General features: G+C 65.1%; 15 protein-coding genes. 7 read left to right on the top strand and 8 right to left on the bottom strand.

Going from position 1 to position 18,117, the window contains the following annotated elements; genetic code table 11:
* Window positions 1–119: 119 nt before the first annotated feature.
* Window positions 120–2,300 (bottom strand): ABC transporter ATP-binding protein, encoded by a 2,181-nt coding sequence (locus ABD115_RS14060; protein WP_343961928.1) that lies wholly within the window; start codon window positions 2,298–2,300, stop codon window positions 120–122.
* The gene (locus ABD115_RS14065) at window positions 2,300–4,036 is read right to left on the bottom strand and encodes an ABC transporter ATP-binding protein (protein ID WP_343961930.1); all 1,737 of its coding nucleotides are present in this window, start codon (window positions 4,034–4,036) and stop codon (window positions 2,300–2,302) included. The genes ABD115_RS14060 and ABD115_RS14065 overlap by 1 nt, the downstream gene beginning before the upstream one ends.
* Window positions 4,037–4,598: 562 nt before the next feature.
* Here ABD115_RS14065 and ABD115_RS14070 point away from each other — a divergent pair.
* The 4 genes from ABD115_RS14070 to ABD115_RS14085 all read left to right on the top strand — a co-directional run bounded on the left by ABD115_RS14070 (window position 4,599) and on the right by ABD115_RS14085 (window position 9,396).
* Entirely contained in the window at window positions 4,599–6,356 is a 1,758-nt protein-coding gene (locus ABD115_RS14070) for a sodium:solute symporter family protein (RefSeq protein WP_343961932.1), read from the top strand.
* A gap of 9 nt (window positions 6,357–6,365) precedes the next feature.
* Window positions 6,366–6,503 carry a putative transporter small subunit gene (locus ABD115_RS14075; protein WP_343961934.1) on the top strand — a complete coding sequence of 46 codons (138 nt, stop codon included), beginning with the start codon at window positions 6,366–6,368 and terminating at the stop codon, window positions 6,501–6,503.
* 86 nt (window positions 6,504–6,589) lie between these two features.
* On the top strand, window positions 6,590–8,119 hold the full coding sequence (locus ABD115_RS14080) for an amidohydrolase (protein WP_343961936.1): 1,530 nt from the start codon (window positions 6,590–6,592) through the stop codon (window positions 8,117–8,119).
* A 167-nt stretch (window positions 8,120–8,286) separates the two neighbouring features.
* Complete coding sequence (locus tag ABD115_RS14085; RefSeq protein ID WP_343961938.1) at window positions 8,287–9,396, top strand: baeRF11 domain-containing protein; 1,110 nt, start codon at window positions 8,287–8,289, stop codon at window positions 9,394–9,396.
* Between the two features lie 99 nt (window positions 9,397–9,495).
* Here the strand turns inward: ABD115_RS14085 and ABD115_RS14090 are convergent, their stop codons facing one another.
* Window positions 9,496–10,671 (bottom strand): serine hydrolase domain-containing protein, encoded by a 1,176-nt coding sequence (locus ABD115_RS14090; protein ID WP_343961940.1) that lies wholly within the window; start codon window positions 10,669–10,671, stop codon window positions 9,496–9,498.
* 186 nt (window positions 10,672–10,857) lie between these two features.
* Here ABD115_RS14090 and ABD115_RS14095 point away from each other — a divergent pair, with 186 nt between their 5' ends.
* The gene (locus ABD115_RS14095; RefSeq protein WP_343961942.1) at window positions 10,858–11,835 is read left to right on the top strand and encodes an alpha/beta hydrolase; all 978 of its coding nucleotides are present in this window, start codon (window positions 10,858–10,860) and stop codon (window positions 11,833–11,835) included.
* Window position 11,836: 1 nt separating this feature from the next.
* Entirely contained in the window at window positions 11,837–12,874 is a 1,038-nt protein-coding gene (locus tag ABD115_RS14100) for a helix-turn-helix domain-containing protein (protein ID WP_343961945.1), read from the top strand.
* A 110-nt stretch (window positions 12,875–12,984) separates the two neighbouring features.
* On the opposite strand, the gene rplL is transcribed toward ABD115_RS14100, so the two are convergent.
* The 3 genes from rplL to ABD115_RS14115 form a co-directional block, all read right to left on the bottom strand.
* Entirely contained in the window at window positions 12,985–13,365 is a 381-nt protein-coding gene (gene rplL, locus ABD115_RS14105; protein ID WP_119281629.1) for a 50S ribosomal protein L7/L12, read from the bottom strand.
* A gap of 72 nt (window positions 13,366–13,437) precedes the next feature.
* On the bottom strand, window positions 13,438–13,947 hold the full coding sequence (gene rplJ / locus ABD115_RS14110; protein WP_343961948.1) for a 50S ribosomal protein L10: 510 nt from the start codon (window positions 13,945–13,947) through the stop codon (window positions 13,438–13,440).
* Between the two features lie 323 nt (window positions 13,948–14,270).
* Complete coding sequence (locus ABD115_RS14115; protein WP_343961950.1) at window positions 14,271–14,993, bottom strand: response regulator transcription factor; 723 nt, start codon at window positions 14,991–14,993, stop codon at window positions 14,271–14,273.
* A gap of 244 nt (window positions 14,994–15,237) precedes the next feature.
* On the opposite strand from ABD115_RS14115, the gene ABD115_RS14120 reads away from it, so the two are divergent.
* Entirely contained in the window at window positions 15,238–15,759 is a 522-nt protein-coding gene (locus ABD115_RS14120; RefSeq protein WP_343962079.1) for a YqaJ viral recombinase family protein, read from the top strand.
* 54 nt (window positions 15,760–15,813) lie between these two features.
* Here ABD115_RS14120 and ABD115_RS14125 read toward each other — a convergent pair whose 3' ends face one another.
* The gene (locus ABD115_RS14125; RefSeq protein WP_343961952.1) at window positions 15,814–16,488 is read right to left on the bottom strand and encodes a PH domain-containing protein; all 675 of its coding nucleotides are present in this window, start codon (window positions 16,486–16,488) and stop codon (window positions 15,814–15,816) included.
* A gap of 35 nt (window positions 16,489–16,523) precedes the next feature.
* On the bottom strand, window positions 16,524–18,113 hold the full coding sequence (locus ABD115_RS14130; protein WP_343961954.1) for a flotillin family protein: 1,590 nt from the start codon (window positions 18,111–18,113) through the stop codon (window positions 16,524–16,526).
* Window positions 18,114–18,117 lie beyond the last annotated feature (4 nt).

Here is an 18,117-nt window from a genome sequence, read left to right on the forward strand (position 1 = left end):
ACACCAACGACAGTTCCGCCCGCTAACGCGAAACGCATCGGGCCCCGCTCGTTCACGCAGAACGAGCGGGGCCCGATGGCCGCGTCAGTGAGCACTGCGACGCGATCACCGCGGCGGGGTTAGACGCCGGGGCCTCCAGCGGTCGGCGACGCACCCGGCGCCGCGCCGTCGCCCGGCGCCGCATCGGCGCCAGGCCCAGCACCCTCGCCCGGCGCCGCATCGGTGCCAGCAACCGCGGCCGCACCGACAACGGGCACCGCGCCGGTCGCGGCGACGGGCTCCCCGGTGAGCAGCTCCTCGGCGTGCTCCTCGTCGATCTCCCCGGCGAACTGCGACTGGTACAGCGCGTAGTACGCCCCACCGCGTGCGAGCAGCTCCTCGTGCGAGCCCTGTTCAACGATGCGGCCCGACTCCATCATGAGAATGGTGTCGGCGTCGCGAATCGTCGAGAGCCGGTGCGCAATCACGAACGAGGTGCGATCGCTCCGCAGCGCGCGCATCGCCTGCTGCACGAGCACCTCGGTGCGCGTGTCGACAGATGACGTCGCCTCATCGAGGATGAGCAGCGACGGGTTCGCAATGAAGGCGCGCGCGATGGTGAGCAGCTGCCGCTCGCCTGCAGACAGCGACGACGCGTTCTCCGCGAGCACGGTGTCGTAGCCGTCGGGCAGCTGCCGCACGAAGCGGTCGACCATGGTGGCCTCGGCGGCCGCAACAACCTCCTCGTCGGTCGCGTCGAGGCGGCCGTAGCGAATGTTCTCGCGAATCGTGCCGTCGAAGAGCCACGCGTCTTGCAGCACCATGCCGACGTGCGAGCGCAGGGCGGAGCGCGACAGCTCGGTGATATCGACGCCGTCGAGCAGGATCCGACCGCCGTCGAGTTCGTAGAACCGCATAATGAGGTTTACGAGCGTCGTCTTGCCCGCACCCGTGGGCCCAACGATCGCGATCGTGTGGCCGGGGCGTGCCTCGAGTGACAAATCTTCGATGAGCTTCGACTCTGGGTCGTAGCTGAACGACACGTTCTCGAACCGCACGTGGCCCTCGGTGCGCTCGGGCAGCGAGGCGGTCTCAGTCTCCTCGTCCTGCTCATCTGCGTCGAGCAGCTCGAAGGTGCGCTCGGCCGAAGCGACGCCAGACTGCAGCATGTTCGCCATGCTCGCCATCTCACCGACGGGCTGCGCGAACTCGCGCGAGTACTGGATAAACGCGGTGACGTCACCGAGCGTCATGGTGCCGCTAGTAACGCGCAGCGCGCCAGCGACGGCGATGAGCACGTAGATCAGCGACTGCACGAAGTTCATCGACGGCATGATCGCCCCCGACAGCGCCTGCGCCTTGAACGCGGCACCGAAGAGCCCCTCGTTACGGCGGTCGAACTCCTCGGTCATCTCCTTCTCGCGGTTGAAGATGCGCACGAGCTCATGGCCGGTGAACGACTCCTCGATGTGGCCGTTGAGCTCGCCCGTGTTCTTCCACTGCGCGGCGAAGAGCTTCTGCGCGCGCACGCCGACGACGCCGGCAATGATCGCCGACAGCGGCAGCGCGATGAGCGCGATGAGTGCGAGCTGCCACGACACAACGAACATCATCGCCATGATGCCGATGATCATCAGCGCCGACTGCACGAGCTGGGAGAAGGCCTGCTGCAGCGCCTGCTGAATGTTGTCGACATCGTTGGTGACGCGCGACAGCACGTCACCGCGCTGGCGGCCGTCGAAGTACGACAGCGGCAGGCGGTTAATCTTTGCCTCGATGTCAGCGCGCAGCTTGTACACAATGCGCATCACGACGCGGTTGAGAATAAAGCCCTGCAACCACATCAGCAGCGAAGAGACGAGGTAGAGCGCGAGCACGGCAAGAATCAGCCCGGCGAGCAGCCCGAAGTCGATGCCCTGGCCGGGAACGACGTTCGCGCCAACGAGCATGTCAGCGAACTTGTCGTTGCCCTGCTCCCTCAGCCCCTCAACGATTTGATCGAGGGGCACACCAGCGGGGAGGTCTTTGCCGAGCACGCCCGAGAAGATCACGTCGGTTGCGCGCCCGAGCACCTTCGGCGCGATCACGGCGAGCACGACCGAGCCAATCACGAGCAGTACGACGAGGGCAAACTTACCCTTTTCCTGCCCGAGCAGCCCCACGAGGCGCTTCGCCGACGGCCAGAAGTGCTTCGCCTTGCGGGGCGGGGTGCCCTCGCCAAACATGTCGCCGCCGTTGCCCGGCTCGAAGTTCTCCCAGTCCTCCTCGATCTCCTCGACCGGGGCGTTCTTGGCCTTTACTGTTTTGTCTCGCTTTGCCATTACGCGGCCTCCGCTTCTTCGAGCTGCGAACGGACGATTTCTTGGTACACGTCACTCGAGGCGAGAAGCTCGTCGTGGGTGCCGCGGCCGACAATCTCACCGGCCTCGATCACGAGAATCTGGTCTGCTTCGGTGATCGTCGAGACGCGCTGGGCGACGATGATGGTCGTCGCGCCCTGCGTCGCCTCAGGCAGCGCGGCCCGCAGCCGGGCGTCGGTTGCGACGTCGAGCGCCGAGAACGAGTCGTCGAACAGGTAGACCTTGGGCCGCGCGACGAGCAGGCGCGCGATCGAGAGGCGCTGCCGTTGGCCGCCCGAAACGCTCGTGCCGCCCTGCGAGACCGGCTCGTCGAGCCCGAGCTCCTTGGCTTTCACGAAGTCTTCGCCCTGGGCGACGCGCAGCGCCTCCCACAGCTCTTCCTCGGTCGCGCCCGAGCGCCCAAAGCGCAGGTTCGAGGCGATCGTGCCGGCAAACAGGTAGGGGCGCTGCGGCACCAGGCCGATGGCGTCGGCCAGCTGTTCGCGCGTGAGCTGCGACACGGGGGCTCCGTCGATCGTGATGGTGCCCTGCTGTGGGTCGTAGAGCCGAAGCATGAGGTTCAGCAGCACGGTCTTGCCCGCGCCGGTAGACCCGATGATCGCGGTAGTTTTGCCCGGCTCGACGACGAAGCTCGCGTCTTTCACGACGGGGGTCTCTGCGCCGGGAAAGCCGAAGGTGACCCCCGAGAACTCGATTCGGCCACGCTCTGGAGTGGGCACGGTCTCGGTCGCAGGGAACTCGAGCGTCGACTCGGTGTCGAGCAGTTCTTTGATGCGCTCGGCGCAGACCACTGCTCGCGGAATCATCATCGTCATGAACACGCCCATCATGACGGCCATGAGAATCTGCATGAGGTACTGGAGAAACGCGGTGAGCGAGCCGATCTGAATCTGCTCAGCGTCGACGCGGTGCCCACCGAACCAGAGCACGGCACCCGTGGCGAGGTGCAGCACCATCATGATGATCGGGAACATGAGCACGAAGATGTTGCCGACCTTCACCGAGACGTCGGTGATGTCACGGTTGGCAACGTCGTAGCGCTTGGCCTCGAACGGCTCGCGCACGAAGGCTCGAACGACGCGAATGCCCATGATCTGCTCGCGCAGCACTCCGTTGATCGCGTCGACCTTGTCTTGCATCACACGGAACAGTGGCAGCAGTCGCCACACGAGCAGGCTCACGATGACCGCGAGGATAGCGACGGAGACCCACACGAGCCAGGCGAGACCCGCGTCTTCACGCAGCGCCATGATCACGCCGCCGATCGCCATGATCGGGGCAGACACCATGAAGTTCAGCGTCATGAGCACGAGCATCTGAATCTGTTGCACGTCGTTCGTGCCGCGAGTGATGAGCGTCGCCGCACCAAACTTGGTCGCCTCGAGGGTCGAGAGCGTGTCGACCTTTCGGTAGACATCGCGGCGCAGGTCGCGCCCGATGCCCATCGCGGTGCGCGCCCCGGCGTACACGGCGATCACGGCAACAGCGAGCTGGCCGAGCGATGCGATGAGCATGATGCCGCCGGTTCGCCAGATGAAGCCGGTGTCGCCGAGGGCGATGCCCTTGTCGATAATCTGCGCGTTCAGGCTCGGCAACCACAGCGTTGCCATCGTCGAAAGCAACTGCATGATCAAGACGATCACGATAAACACCCAGTACGTTTTTGCGTGTCTAAGTGCCAGGGAAATTAGGGCCACAGGCTTCCTTCCGTCGCGGGTAAGCGAGCAAACTGACGGCTGACAGTTCGGCGCGATCGCGCCGAATCAGACGCATAAACATAGCAGGCAAATCGCTTCAGCGCCAGATTTGCCTATCATATTGCGCGGAAGTTCAGTAAGGCCGCTTGTGCATTACGTGTTCACGCGCTGGTAGCTGAGTGCGCAACTCGTCGCCCTGCGGCCACCGAGCTAGACGTTCACCGGGAACTGCTGTACTACTTGAATGGTCAGGTATTTTCGCATGCGCCGTTCTGAACGTACAGATCTGAGTGCTGCACTACGCCAGACGTTCGTCGTGAACCGAAGCTTCACCAGGCTTTGGGGCACCCGCGGTGGCCACCGTTCGCCCGCCGTGGCGACCCGAAAGGACTAGCCCTATCTCACCCATTCGAGTTATCTATCCGCCGCGCTGCCGCGAGCATTCCACAGACATCCACCAACCGCTGTCGCCGCCCCACACGGGCAGCTTCCCCACTTAGCTTCGTTTCCTTCTCTTCGGTCATTCGGCACCTGCCGACCCGCACTTTGAAAGGAAACACCCATGCAAGAGCAGCTCCAGCAGCTCTCGGGCCCCATCGTCGTCGCCCTCTTCCTCGCCTTCTTCGGGGCGAGCCTCATCATCTCCCTTCGCATCAGCAAGAAGCGTGAAAACGCCGACGGCTACATGACCGGCGGCGGCCGCGTCGGCTTCGGTATCTCGGCCGCGTCGATGACCGCCACGTGGATCTGGGCCGCGTCAATGTACGCTTCCGCCACCTCCGGCTACACCTACGGGCTCTCCGGCCCGATCCACTACGGGCTCTGGGGAGCCCTCATGATTCTGCTCATCTACCCCTTCGGGCGCAGAATTCGCCAGGTGGCGCCGCGCGCACACACCATCGCCGAGGTCATGTTTGCCCGCCATGGCCGCTCGAGCCAGCTCATGCTCGCGGGCTCGAACGTGCTCGGCTCGATCATCAGCCTGACGTCGAACCTCATCGCGGGCGGCGCGCTCATTGCGATGCTCTCGCCGTTCACCTTCGGCCAGGGCGTGCTCGCAATCGGCGCCGGTGTCCTGCTCTACACCCTGTGGTCTGGGTTCCGCGCTTCGGTGCTCACCGACTTCATGCAGGTATTGTTCATGCTTGGCGCAGTCATCATCATCATTCCGGTCGTGTTTTTCGCGGCAGGCGGACCCGACCTCTTCGTCACCGGCGCGAACAACCTCACTCCGCAGCAGTCCAACTTCTTCTCCTCCGACGCGTTCTTCAACCAGGGTGCGCCCTACATTGCGGCGGTGCTCGCCTACGCGATCGGTAACCAGACGATCGCGCAGCGCCTCTTTGCGGTGCGCGAGGATCTCATCAAGAAGACCTTCGTGACGGCCACCTTCGGCTACGGCGCGACGATCATCGGTATCGGTATGCTCGGCGTGATCGCACTCTACGCCGGCATCGAGCCGATGGGCGGCGACGTGAACAATCTCATCCCGCAGATGGCGGCGACGTACCTACCCCCGGCGTTGCTTGCGCTGTTCTTCATCATGATCATCGGGTCGCTGTCGTCGACTGCCGACGCCGACCTCACGGCGCTCTCATCGATCGTCATGGCCGACATCTACGGCCAGAACATCGCCAAGGGCAAGCCCAACCCGCGCACCATGGTGCTCGTTGGGCGCGTGACGATGATCGTTGCGATGACCGCCGGCATGTACTTCGCAGGTTCGCAGCTCAACATTCTCGACCTGCTCGTGTTTGTTGGCGCGCTCTGGGGCGCGCTCGTGTTCCCGGTCATCGCGAGCTTCTACTGGAACCGCGTCACGAATGCGGCGTTCAGCATCTCGGTGGTCGTCGCGCTCGCCGCGTTCATTCCGGTCCGCTTCGCGTGGATCAGCATGGATGGCTGGGTGGGTATCGTCTTCGACGTGCTCTCGACCATCGGCATCGGCGTCGTGCTCGGCCTCATGGCATTCGGGTTCTTCGGCAAGCGCGTCGCGCTCTGGGTCGGTAGCATCGCGATCGTCGCGGCGGCCCCGTTCGCGATCGGCTTCCTGCACACGTACCCCGTGCTCTCGGGGTCGCTCGTCGCGTACTCGGTCAGCACGATCCTCTGCACGCTCATCACGCTGCGCTCGAAACAGCGCTTCGACTTCGACCTCATCAGGGTGCGCACCGGCGACTTCGACCCTGTCGAAGACATCGTCGCGCGGGCCAAGACCGGCGAGATCTCTGTGCACTCCGGCGACACCGATGGGGTCGATGGCTCAGACGCCACGAGCCACCAGGCAGCAGCAGACGCGGCCCCGACCGCGCGAAAGTAAGGACACCACATGAACTGGGAAGCAATTCTTCTGACCGCCTACGTGCTCGTGTGGCCGGTCATTGTCGTTGGCGCACTCTTCGTGATCGTGCGCGCCTTCGTGAAGGACTGGCGCGAGGCGAAGCGGGAAGGGCGTCAGATCATCTAGCGCGCACGACCAGCACCGTGCCCGGCGGCGAGGTCGCCCACCGCGGGTAGCTGTAGGCGCGATGCGATTTCAGATACGGTGACGTCATGATCCAACTCATCGCGGGAGCAAGGCTGCCCGGCGGTCACGCGGCCGCTGATAGCGGTACAGGTGCGGGTGGCAGCGAACTCGTCGATGTGTGGATCGGCGCGAACGGCACCATCCGGGCCGTCACTCCGGCCGGCTCGCTCGCCGAGTTCGACGGAGTGCGCAAATCGGCGGCGACGACGCTCGGCGCCGAGGGGCGCGTGCTCACCTCCGGGCTGTGGGACGAACACGTGCACCTCGGTCAGTGGGCGCAGCAGTCAAGCAGGCCCGACTTTGTCGCAGCGAACTCGCCAGGCGAGGCGCTCACGCGGGTTGCCAAACTCCTCGCTCCCGACGTGCACGGCAACGCGCCGAGCGAGATCATTGGGATGCGGCTGCGCGGCGGCGACTGGGGTGGGCTGACGCGGGAACAACTCGACAGCGTGAGCTCCACCGTGCCAATCGTGCTTGTCGGGCTCGACCTGCACGGAGCCTGGCTCAACAGTGCGGCGCTCGCGCGCCACGGGTTTCTGCCAGACCACGATGCGCACGTCATCGAAGACGAGTGCTTCGCGCTCCTCGCCGATCTTGACCGTGTCACCGATGAGACCCTCGACGCTGCGATCGACCAGGCAGCCGCGCGGGCGGCAGCTCTCGGAGTGGTCGGAGTCGTCGACTTCGAGATTCGGTGGAGCTACGAAGACTGGCTTCGCCGCGAGCGCTCAGGTTTTAGCACACTGAGGGTCGAGAGCGCCGTCTACCCCGAGCATCTCGACCGCGCGATCGCGCTGGGCCTTCGATCGGGCTCGCCCATCGGAGACGGCGGTCGCATCTCGGTGGGCCCGCTGAAAGTCATCACAGACGGATCGCTCGGCACCCGCACTGCACTCTGCTGCGATCCGTACCCCGACGGCGGCCACGGTAGACAGCTCGTGCCCCCGGCCGAACTGACCGAGCTCCTGTCACGGGCGAGACACGCGGGGTTCACGGCTGCCGTGCACGCGATCGGTGACCGCGCAAATTCGCAGGCGCTCGACGCGTTCGAAGCGACGGGAATCGCCGGCAGAATCGAGCACGCGCAGCTCCTCCAGCGACGTGACCTGGCCCGGTTCGCGGCGCTTGGGGTGGCCGCGAGTGTGCAGCCCGCGCACCTCCTCGACGACGTTCCGAGCATGCGCGCAGTCTGGGCGGATCGGGCGGAGCGAGCCTTCCCGCTGGCTTCGCTTGACCGATCCGGCGCGAAGATCGTGCTCGGCTCTGACGCGCCTGTTGCACCGCTGGATCCGTGGCTCGCGATCTCCGCAGCCGTCGGCCGCCTACCCGCGGGCAGCGACGTGTGGGTCCCCTCCGAACGGTTGAGTGTCGCACGGGCGCTCCAGTCCTCGATGCGGGGCCCGCTGCGCCCCGCTGCGGGTGACCCCGCCGATCTCATGCTGCTCGACAGCGACCCTCTCGCGCCCCGCAAGGGCTCTGGCCCCGATGCGCCGCCGTTCGAACGCCCGAGCGTCGCGGCCACCCTCGTCGGCGGCACGCTCACCCACCTCGCGTAGTCGCCCTGCCTCGCGCGCGGGCGTACGTTGCATAGGCAAATCATTCCCTTTTTGAGCTGAATCGGGCAAGGTAGGGACAAGGGCCCCACGGGTTTCACTCTGCTGGGGTACCGCAGTAGTGGGGCGCGAACCCGCAGTCCCACATCAACGTCGAAGGGGGATCGCCCATGCACACCGATATTCCGCTCCGTTCAGAGATCGAGCAGCTCGCCGAAACCGAGCGCCCGAATCTCATTACCATCGTGCTGCGCACGTCGCCGGTCACCACCGAGGCAGAGGCGAACCGCATCGCCTTCGGCAATCTCGTGAGCGAAGCTGTCGCCGAGCACACCGCGCACGATGGCGACGCCGCGGAAATCGCTGCAACAGAGGCGGGGCTGCGCGCGCTTCTCGACGACACGCAGCTGTGGCGCTACCTGTCTCACAGCCTCGTCGTGTTCGCGAGCCCAGAGCGAACCATCACCTACCGGCTGCCCAACGAGCTCGAATCCGAGTATTTCTCTGGCAACCACTTCCGCGTCGTGCCGTTGCTTCGCACGATCACGTTTGCGCACGACGCGACCGTGCTCGCGCTCAGCCAGAATGATGTTCGACTCATCGCGATCGGCCCTGATCACCGCGGCAGCGAGCTGCCGGTGCCCGAGCTGCCGAGCGATCTGCTCGACACCTTTAATGTCGAGGACCCTGGGGTCGATTCACACCGACGCAGGCTGCACGGGCCCGAGGGGCACGACGCCAGGCTACTCGGCTTCGCGCGCGCGGTGGATCGGGCAACCGCGCCCGTGCTCCGCGGCACCCGCGGCCCACTAATTCTCGCCGCGGCCCAGCCGCTCGATAGCCTGTTCCGCTCGGTGACGCGCAACGCGAAGCTGCTCGACGATGGCATCAACGGCAACCCAGATAATCGCAGCACGACCGAACTCGATGCCGCGGCCCGCGAGATCCTCGACCGCTACTACGCGGCCGAGCTCGCTGAGCGACAGGAGCAGTTCGGCAGTCTGCAGGCGGCCGGCCGCGCCGTGACCGACCTCAGCGATATTGCACGCGCTGCCGTCGCCGGTGCGATCTCGACCCTCTATGTCGACATGGATGCGCACCCCGAGGGCACGCTCGATGAACAGGTGGGTGGCCTCGTAGCCGAGAGCACCGCCGGTTACAGTCTCGTGGATCAGCTCGCCTCGAAGGTGCTCGCGAGCGGCGGGCGCGTACTCGCGCTGCGCGCGGACGAGGTTCCTGGCGGCAACGGGATCGGCGCCGAGGTGCGCTTCAGCGTCTAGCAATAGGCTCTCGAAACGATTGCAGCCTGGGCCGCGAACTCACCGTTCGTGCCCAGGCTGCAATGGTTTGCCAGTGGAAACTGCGGTCGCAGTATCAGGCTAGGCCTTGGCGTAGATCGCACGCTCAAACGCTTGGAACATCGCCCAGGCACCATCGCTTTCAACGAACGGCAATGTGTTCGAATAGATTGAAGCGCACAGGCCAGATTCGCGGTCGATGAAGAAGTGAGTGTTGCACAGCCCCGACCATGCGCCCGAACCTGCGCGGCGGCCAATCGGGGAGTCGTGCTTGTTCACTAGCAGCCCAAAGCCCCACGTGTTCCCCGGCCCGATTCGAAGCGTGTCGCTTGCGCCGGGGTCCGTAGTCGGCAGCTCGGCGGGGAACTCGAGGTCGCCGATCTGCGGCTGGAATGCCTCGTTCACTGTCGATTCTGCGAGTATCCGAACGCCATCGAGTTCACCGCCACGAAGCAATGCCCGCTCGAACCGCGTGTAGTCGTTGGGGGTCGAGAACAACCCGTGCCCGCCTGCGAGCCAGTCGGGGTCTGGGCCGACGATATCGCCAACGCTCATCCATTTCCCGTTCTCGTCGCGCACGTGTGTGGTCACACTGTTGGCCTCGGCTGCTGCGCTTTTCTCGAAGCCCGTGTTCGCCATTCCAAGGGGCTTGGTAATTCGGCTGCGTACGATTTCGTCGAGAGGCTGCCCCGCTGCGGCCTCCATGACTCGTCCGAGCCAGTCCGTGTTGATGCCGTATTCAAGTACTTCACCTGGGTGATGCACGAGCGGGGCATGGAGCGCCTCTTGTTTTCCGGTAACCACGTTCGGCGTGCCAGTGAGCTGCTCGTAGCGGGCAATTTTCTCGTTCCAGAACCAGTACGAGAAGCCTGCGGTGTGGGTCACCAAATGATGCACGGTCGCCTCGGTATTCGGTTCGACAAGCACGGGCTCGTCGCCATCGAATCCGGTGAGCACGCGCTGGTTCGCAAACTCTGGCAGGTAGGAGCTCACTGGCGCAGCAAAGTCGAGGAGACCCTCATCGCGCATCGACAGCGCAGCTGCCGTCACAATCATCTTTGTCATAGACATGAGGCGGAACGTCGTATCGGGGGTGATTGGCCCCTCGTCGCCGCCAACGGTACGCACACCGAAACCGCCTTCGTACAGTACGCCGTCTGCGTCTGCGACGATGGCCGCGACGTGGGGCACCGCACCGGTAGCAACGGCGTTGGAGAGCAGCGCGTCAATTGCGTTGCGGTCAAGCTGATGTGTCATGGAAACTCCTCGTTGAGCCTCGAGCTCCGCCCAGCGCGGAACTGTTACTGTCCAAGCCTGCCAAGCAGTACGTCTTGCGGCAGCCGTCACCGCGACGCAGATGAGTCGCGCCACTCCGCCGTCTGGCGGAAGACCAGCGACCGCCCCGAGTACACTGAGAGGCCGCACTTCAAGGAGGAAGCCGCAATGACAGCTGCCCGGTTTGGCCCTGCCAGGCCCGAGTTTGACCCTGAGCTGCGTGCGAGTCTCGCCGTGGTTGGCGGAATGTTCCCGCCCACCATCACCCCCGAATTGATCGGGTTCATGCGCGCATCGTATGCTTCCCCGCCGATCGAGGCCACATTGGAACAGCGCGGGATCACCCGCACAGATCACACAGTCCCAGGCTACGGCGGTGATGACATCGCGGTGAGCGTGCTGACGGCTGACACGGGAGCACAGCTGCCCAGGGTGGGGGTGCTGTTCGCCCACTCTGGCGGCCTCATGTTTGGCGATCGTTTCAGTGGCATCGATTTGGTGCTGGATTGGGTCACCGACTTTGGCGCCGCGCTCGTCACTGTCGAGTATCGGCTCGCGCCTGAGTACCCAGACCCGGTTCCGCGCGAGGACGTGTTTGCGGCACTGTGCTGGGTACATGACCACGCTGCCGAACTCGGCATTCGGAGCGACGGAATCATGTTGGCCGGAGCGAGCGCCGGCGGTAATCTCATTGCCGGAGCCGCGCTGGCGGTACGGGATCGGGGCGGGCCGCCACTGATTGGACAGGTACTTGACTACCCCATGCTCGACGATCGCGGCGGCGGGTACTCGCTCGACCAGTTCGACGGTGTCGGCGTGTGGGATCGGGTCAGCAACGATACCGGCTGGCACGCGCTCCTCGGAGATGCACGGGGCGGGCCCGACGTCTCCCCATACGCGGCCCCGGCACGAGCAGAAGATCTCAGCGGGCTGCCGCCGACGTTTCTCACCGTGGGCTCGGCCGAGATCTTTCGGAATGAGACGGCCGACTTTGCGGAGCGAATGTGGCGAGCGGGCGGCAACGCCGAGCTGCATATTTGGCCTGGCGCGTTTCACGGGGCAGACATTTTTGCACCGCACACACGAGTCGGCCGGGCGATGATCCAGACCCGAAACGCGTGGGTCGAACATCTATTGGTGGGCTGAAATGCAAGAACTCCTCGGAAGTATCTCCCGTCTCGATCCCGGAGCAACGTTGGGGCTTCGAGTTATCGCGTGCTTTGACGAGCTGATTCTTGGCAACGTGAACACTCGCGCGTTGCTCGCTGCAGCAGCTGCCCTCGCGGGCTGCCCCGCGGGGGTCGTGCGCATCGGCAGTTCAGAGCCAACACTGGTGTCACCGCGCGGTGAGATGCTAGCGTGCACGCCGGCTGCGACGCCCAAACCCGATCGCAACACTGGGTACACCGTATGGCTCCAGCGCGCCGGAGCAGCCGGACCGAACGACGGGTTGATTCTCGAACGGCTATCGATCGCGCTCTGCGCCAAGAACAGTGCCGGCGACGAGCATCGCCGGCGAGGCCTCTCGGTCGTGCTTGACTCCGCCGCTTCGCAGCCACTTCGCGCGGCTGCCGCTGACGATCTCGGCCTGCGCAGCGGTGAAAAATATCGGGTAGTACTCGCGCCACTCTTCGCCGTCTGGGAGCGTCACCCCGCAGGCCCTGAAGACGTCATCGGGTCGCCGTTTGGACCGCTCCACGCAGCCCTCATCGCAGAACAGTTTGACCCTTTCCAAGCAAGTCCGTGCGGCATCGGATCTGCGCACCCGCCGGGAGCGCTGACTAAGTCGCTGCGGAGCGCACTCACTGCGCTTCGGCTGAGCGAATCGGGGGCAGCGCCCGTGTGCGCCGACGACTACGGTGGCTTGCTCGATGCACTCCTCGTTGACGAAGACGATGTGCCACACGACGATGTTGTGGCAGTCGCAAGAATTGCGGAACGCACCTGGGGCCTCGAGACGGTCTCCGCGCTCATCACGCACCAGACCGTGCGGGAGACTGCGCGAGCTCTCGGAGTGCATCACAGCACCCTGCAACATCGGCTCGCAACGGTACTCGAAGAACTCGGATTCCCCGCAACCGAGGGACTGGGGCGGGCGCGATTGGCCGCGGCCTATCTCACTCATCGCGTACGCACATCACGGGTGCTGGAGGCGCCTCCGCCCGCACAACAGGTGCAACGCTAGCTGAGCTTCCAAGAGCAGGCCTGCACCCGTCTCCGTCGAGGCGCTGACACATAACAAAAGTGGGCCGCCCCTTACGGGACGACCCACCTTCAGTTCGCTAGAGCGAGAACTTACGCAAGCTTTACGCCAGCGCCAGCTTCCTCGAGCTTAGCCTTTGCCTCTTCAGCTGCGTCCTTCTTTGCAGCCTCGAGAACGGTCTTCGGTGCTTCTTCAACGAGAGCCTTAGCCTCGCCGAGGCCCAGGCCGGTGAGCTCGCGCACAACCTTGATGACCTGGATCTTCTTGTCGCCAGCCGACTCGAGGACGACGTCGAACTCGTCCTTCTCCTCGACAGCCTCAGCTGCGCCAGCAGCCGGAGCAGCAGCAACTGCAACGGGAGCAGCAGCCGAAACGTCGAACTCTTCCTCGAACGCCTTAACGAACTCCGAGAGCTCGATGAGGGTCAGGCCCTTGAACTGCTCAAGCAGCTCTTCAGTCGAAAGCTTAGCCATGATGATTCTCCTTGATGTTTGCCCTGCACATCGCGCAGGAACAGATTGTTTGCGGTCGGCGGGTGCCGATCCTTAAGCGTTCTGCTTCTCCTGCAGCGCACCGAAGCCGCGAGCGGCCTTGGCGGGCAGAGCGTTGAACAGCTGTGCAGCACCGATCAGCGAAGCCTTCATTGCGCCGGCGGCCTTAGCCAACAGCACCTCGCGGCTCTCGAGATCGGCAAGCTTGCCTACCTCAGCGGCGGTCAAGGGCTTGCCATCGAAGTAGCCAGCCTTGATCACCAAAAGAGGGTTTGCCTTGGCGAAGTCACGCAGCGCCTTCGCGACGGCGACAGTGTCACCGTGCACGAACGCGAGTGCCGACGGGCCGGAAAGCTCGTCGTCAAACGCGGTGATTCCAGCCTTGTTGGCCGCAATCTTGGTCAGCGTGTTCTTCGCCACAGCGTACGTCGCGTGCTCGCGGATGCTCTTGCGGAGTTCCTGCAACTGAGCAACCGTGAGCCCGCGGTACTCAGTCAGCAGAACGGCGCCCGACTCTTCAAACTGCTTCTGAAGATCGGCGACCGTAGCGTCCTTCGTAGCCATGGCGCTCCCTTGGTTGTCGTAGCCGTGAGACGAATGCCTCACGGTGGCCGTGCCGCACGGAGCAACTCTTTCGAAACGAAAAAAGCTCCGGCGCGCACGCACGGAGCTTCAGGTTCATGGAACGGGGTTCGCATGTCAAGGAGTTCAGTACCTGCGCTGGTCATCGACATCCCATTGCTGGTCTGGCGATCGTTCCGGAGTTCTTGCGAACTCTACCGGCGGTCTTGGGCCAAAGAAGACAATACCACACCCCGGGGCGATCAGAAAACCGGCCGACCCAAAACGGGCCGGCCGGCGGTGAGATCAGTGAGCGTGCGGCGAAACTACTCGGCGGGCTTGAGCATGTAGCCCGCGCCGCGCACCGTGTGAATCATCGCGGGCCTCCCCGCGTCGATCTTGCGGCGCAGGTACGAAATGTACAGCTCGACGACCGTCGGCTTGCCATCAAAGTCATAGCTCCACACCCTGTCGAGAATCTGAGCCTTCGACAGCACGCGACCGGAGTTGCGCATGAGATAGCGCAGCAGCTCGAACTCGGTGTTGGTGAGCTGAATACCCTCACCCGAGCGCGACACCTCGTAGCTGTCTTCGTTCAGTTCAAGGTCACCCACCCGCAAAATCGGGTTCGGCTGCGAGGCGAGGCGCAACTGCGACCGGCGCACGAGCCCGCGGAGCCGCGCGAGCAGCTCCTCGAGACTGAACGGCTTCACCACGTAGTCGTCGCCACCGGCGGTGAGGCCAGCAACTCTCTCTTCTACAGAGTCGAGTGCGGTGAGAAAAAGCACGGGAAACAGTTCGCCCTGCGCGCGTACCTTCGAAAGCAGCTGCATGCCGTCGAAATCGGGGAGCATGATGTCAAACACCGCAACATCGGGCTGGAAGTCTGCGATCGCTTCGAGGGCCTCGGCCCCCGTCGCAGCGGAACGAACTTCCCATCCTTCATAACGAAGGGCCATGGCAATGAGTTGCGTTATCGACTCCTCGTCGTCCACGACGAGTGCGCGCACCATTGTTCCATCTTGTCTCGTGAGCGTCTCGGCAACCATGCATACATAGTGCCTGCCTCGTCTGGGCATGGGCTGGACACAAACTCTGCGAAACACGTGTACACTATTATCTTTGCGCTCGTTGCTGCGATGAGTTTCGATCGAAATCTCACTACGAAACCCCGGCGCAGCCTCCCGCCAACCAGCGGCCTCATGGGACAATAGCTCGGTGCCTATTCCCGTCGTGTTTTCCGGTGCGCTGCAGTCGCGCATCGTTACCGACGGCACCGACCACGCCGCGTGGATGAGGGCCAGGGCGCGCGGCATCACCGCGACCGATGTCGCGAAGCTCTCGACGCCGCGGTCGATCGAGACCGCCGCTCGCGAGAAGATGTACGGCAGCCGTTTCATGGGCAACGCCTACACCGAGCACGGCAAGGCCCGCGAGCCTGAGATCGCGTCGTGGGTGGAACGCGAGCACGGGATTCGCCCGAGCGCGGCGCTCTTTCACGCCGAAACCGACCTGCGTCACCTCGCCACCCCAGACGGCGTTGTCGAGCGTGCCGATGGCCGTCTCGAGCTCGCCGAGATCAAAACGACGAACAAGGAGTGGCGGGTCATTCCCCGCAACTACCTGCGCCAGATCTGGTGGCAGCAGTACGTGCTCGGCGCAGAGCGCACGCTCATGGTGTGGGAGCGCCACGAAAACTTCGTGCCCGTTGGCGAGCCAGAATTTCGCTGGGTCGAGCGCAACGAGTCAGAGATCGAGCGGCTCGTGAACCTCGCGGGCGAGCTCATCGACGTGCTCATCGCTCGCACCACGTAGCAGCCGCCGGCCGGCGGCAGGGCTACCGGCTGGCGGGGCTACCGGCTGGCAGTGCTACCGGCCCGCTCCGCCGCCGAAGCCGCCGCCGAAGCCGCTCGAGACACCCGTGCCAAGCCCACTGCCGAACCCGGTCGCGCGAACCTGTTCGTCGTAGCTGCGCGCCGCCAGCTCCTGCAACGCCGCCTGCAGCCCGTTGAGGCCGGGGGCGTCTGGAATGCGCGTCGCCTCGGCCCCGACAAACAGATCGATATCGCCCGACCCCCACATGCGCTGCACAGGGTTCTGCTTCGAACGCACCTCGCGCACCCGAGCGAGCGACACCTCGCTGCGGTGCCGCACGAAGAAGCCGTGGTGCACGATGACGCGGCGCGTGGTCACGACCGCGCGCCGGGCAAGCCAGCCGAGAATGGGGCCGATCGCCGCGAACACGAAGAGCAGCGCGGCCACCGCGAGCGCTGCCCAGTTCATCCACGCCTCGGGCAGGGATCCAATGAAGTAGCCGCCCGCGCCCGCGATGACAAACAGCATCGCCACCGGGAGTGTGAGGTGCCTGCCGTGCCGCCGAACCCGCACCACGATTTCTTCGGGGGCGAGCGGCGCAGCAGCCTGCGCGCTCAGCGATGCCGCACCGCCCCCCGGCCACACACGAGCCCCCGCCGCCGTGGCTACTCCATCGGCGGCGGGGGCTGGCAAGACCGTGGTCTCCTGAGTGTTTCGGGTGCGCCGCATACCCCTATTCTGCCCTGTCGGGCATGAACCCCGCGCTATTCGCCGTCGTTGACGAGCGTCTGGCGGGGCTCGGCCTGCTGCGCCTGGCCCGGCTCGGCTGCCGCGGCCTGAGCGTGCTGGGTGGTTTCGGCGGCCACCTCGTCTGCGCGATCAGCCCCCGCCTCGGGCTGCGATTCGGCCGAGGTCTCGGATCCGCCGCCGTGCGCAAGCTGCGCCGCCGGGTTCGCCGCGCGACCGGCCGCGGCTCCCGCGGCACTGCCCGTGACAACCCCGTTGAGCATGCCGACGAGATCGACGCCAACGGTCTCGCGCGCCATCTCAAGTAGGCCCTTGAGGTTGCCCATCGCATCGCCCGCGACGCGCGACGTCCCGTCGGCGGACACGACGGTCATGCTGTCGATACCGGCAATCGCCTGCGCGTACTCGCTCGCGATCTCGGGGAGGCGGTGGATGAGCTCCTGCGCGAGCACGGCCTGCGACTGGGTCTCGAGCGCCCGCGCGCGGGCCTCGACGGCGATGGCCTCTGCAGTACCCTTCGCCTGGATCGCCTCGGCCTCGGCACGGCCCTCGGCCGCGACCGCTTCCGATGCCGCGATACGAGCGGCACGGGCGGCGAGGCCCTCCCGCTCGACCGCCTGCGCGCGACCGTCGGCCGCCGACACCGCCGCCGCGGCCTCCGCCTTCGCGAGCGCCTCGACGCGGTATGCTTCAGCCTCGGCGACGGCGCGAACGTCTGCGTTGAGCTTCTCGGTGCGCAGCGCAACCTCCTTCTGCGCGGTGATCTGCTGCTGCTCGACGATCGCCTGCTGCTGGATCGCCTGCTCGAGCGGGTCTGCCGCCTGCGCCTGCGCGTTCGCCTTGTCGGTCTCGGCCTGAATCTCGGCCTGGCGCAGCTTCAGCTCGCGGTTGCGGTCGAGCAGCACCTTCTCGGCGCCGATCTTCGCCTCTTCAGACGCCTGGTAGGCGTTCGTCTCGGCGATGTCTGCGGCCTGGCGCACCTTCGCTGCCTCGGGGCGACCGATGTTCGCGATGTAGTCGGCGCCGTCGCGAATCTCTTGAATCTGCAGCGTATCGACGACGAGGCCCTGCTTCGTGAGCGCCTCCTCGGCGGCTTCGAGCACGCTCTGGGCGACGACCGCGCGGTCGCGAATGATCTGCAGCACTGTCAGGCCACCGATAATCGAACGCAGCGAGCCCGAGAGCACCTCTTGCGTCGACTCGTCGATCTCGTCGGAGTTCGAGAGGAAGCGCTGGGCGGCTGCGCGAATCATTTCTTGCGTGCCGCCAACCTTCACGACGGCGACGGCCTGCGCCTGCATGGTGATGCCGTCGGTCGTCTGCGCCTCGGTCGTGATCGAGAGCCTGCGCGAGCGCAGCGAGATAGTGAACGACTTCTGCACGAATGGCAGCACGAAGACGCCGCCGCCGGTCACGACCTTCTGGCCCGACATGTCACGCACGGTGCCGCCGTCGGCCGACTTCACTTCCTTGCCCTTGCCGCCGGTGACGATGATCGCCTCGTCGGGCTTCGCGATGCGGTAGCGCTTGATGATGACCAGCGCGATGAGCACGAGCGCGACAACCGCGCCGAACACACCGACGATGGCTGGGGTGATGAAGAACATGTTC

The sequence above is a fragment of the Leucobacter albus genome, assembly GCF_039528015.1.
In the GTDB taxonomy this organism is placed as follows: Bacteria; Actinomycetota; Actinomycetes; order Actinomycetales; family Microbacteriaceae; genus Leucobacter; species Leucobacter albus.

Bases quoted from the DNA above. Each gene is read 5' to 3' on its own strand.
- ABD115_RS14060 (WP_343961928.1), bottom strand. From the start codon at position 2,300: ATGGCAAAGCGAGACAAAACAGTAAAGGCCAAGAACGCCCCGGTCGAG.
- ABD115_RS14070 (WP_343961932.1), top strand. From the start codon at position 4,599: ATGCAAGAGCAGCTCCAGCAGCTCTCGGGCCCCATCGTCGTCGCCCTC.
- ABD115_RS14075 (WP_343961934.1), top strand. From the start codon at position 6,366: ATGAACTGGGAAGCAATTCTTCTGACCGCCTACGTGCTCGTGTGGCCG.
- ABD115_RS14080 (WP_343961936.1), top strand. From the start codon at position 6,590: ATGATCCAACTCATCGCGGGAGCAAGGCTGCCCGGCGGTCACGCGGCC.
- ABD115_RS14085 (WP_343961938.1), top strand. From the start codon at position 8,287: ATGCACACCGATATTCCGCTCCGTTCAGAGATCGAGCAGCTCGCCGAA.
- ABD115_RS14090 (WP_343961940.1), bottom strand. From the start codon at position 10,671: ATGACACATCAGCTTGACCGCAACGCAATTGACGCGCTGCTCTCCAAC.
- ABD115_RS14095 (WP_343961942.1), top strand. From the start codon at position 10,858: ATGACAGCTGCCCGGTTTGGCCCTGCCAGGCCCGAGTTTGACCCTGAG.
- ABD115_RS14100 (WP_343961945.1), top strand. From the start codon at position 11,837: ATGCAAGAACTCCTCGGAAGTATCTCCCGTCTCGATCCCGGAGCAACG.
- rplL (WP_119281629.1), bottom strand. From the start codon at position 13,365: ATGGCTAAGCTTTCGACTGAAGAGCTGCTTGAGCAGTTCAAGGGCCTG.
- rplJ (WP_343961948.1), bottom strand. From the start codon at position 13,947: ATGGCTACGAAGGACGCTACGGTCGCCGATCTTCAGAAGCAGTTTGAA.
- ABD115_RS14115 (WP_343961950.1), bottom strand. From the start codon at position 14,993: ATGGTTGCCGAGACGCTCACGAGACAAGATGGAACAATGGTGCGCGCA.
- ABD115_RS14120 (WP_343962079.1), top strand. From the start codon at position 15,238: ATGAGGGCCAGGGCGCGCGGCATCACCGCGACCGATGTCGCGAAGCTC.
- ABD115_RS14125 (WP_343961952.1), bottom strand. From the start codon at position 16,488: ATGCGGCGCACCCGAAACACTCAGGAGACCACGGTCTTGCCAGCCCCC.
- ABD115_RS14130 (WP_343961954.1), bottom strand. From the start codon at position 18,113: ATGTTCTTCATCACCCCAGCCATCGTCGGTGTGTTCGGCGCGGTTGTC.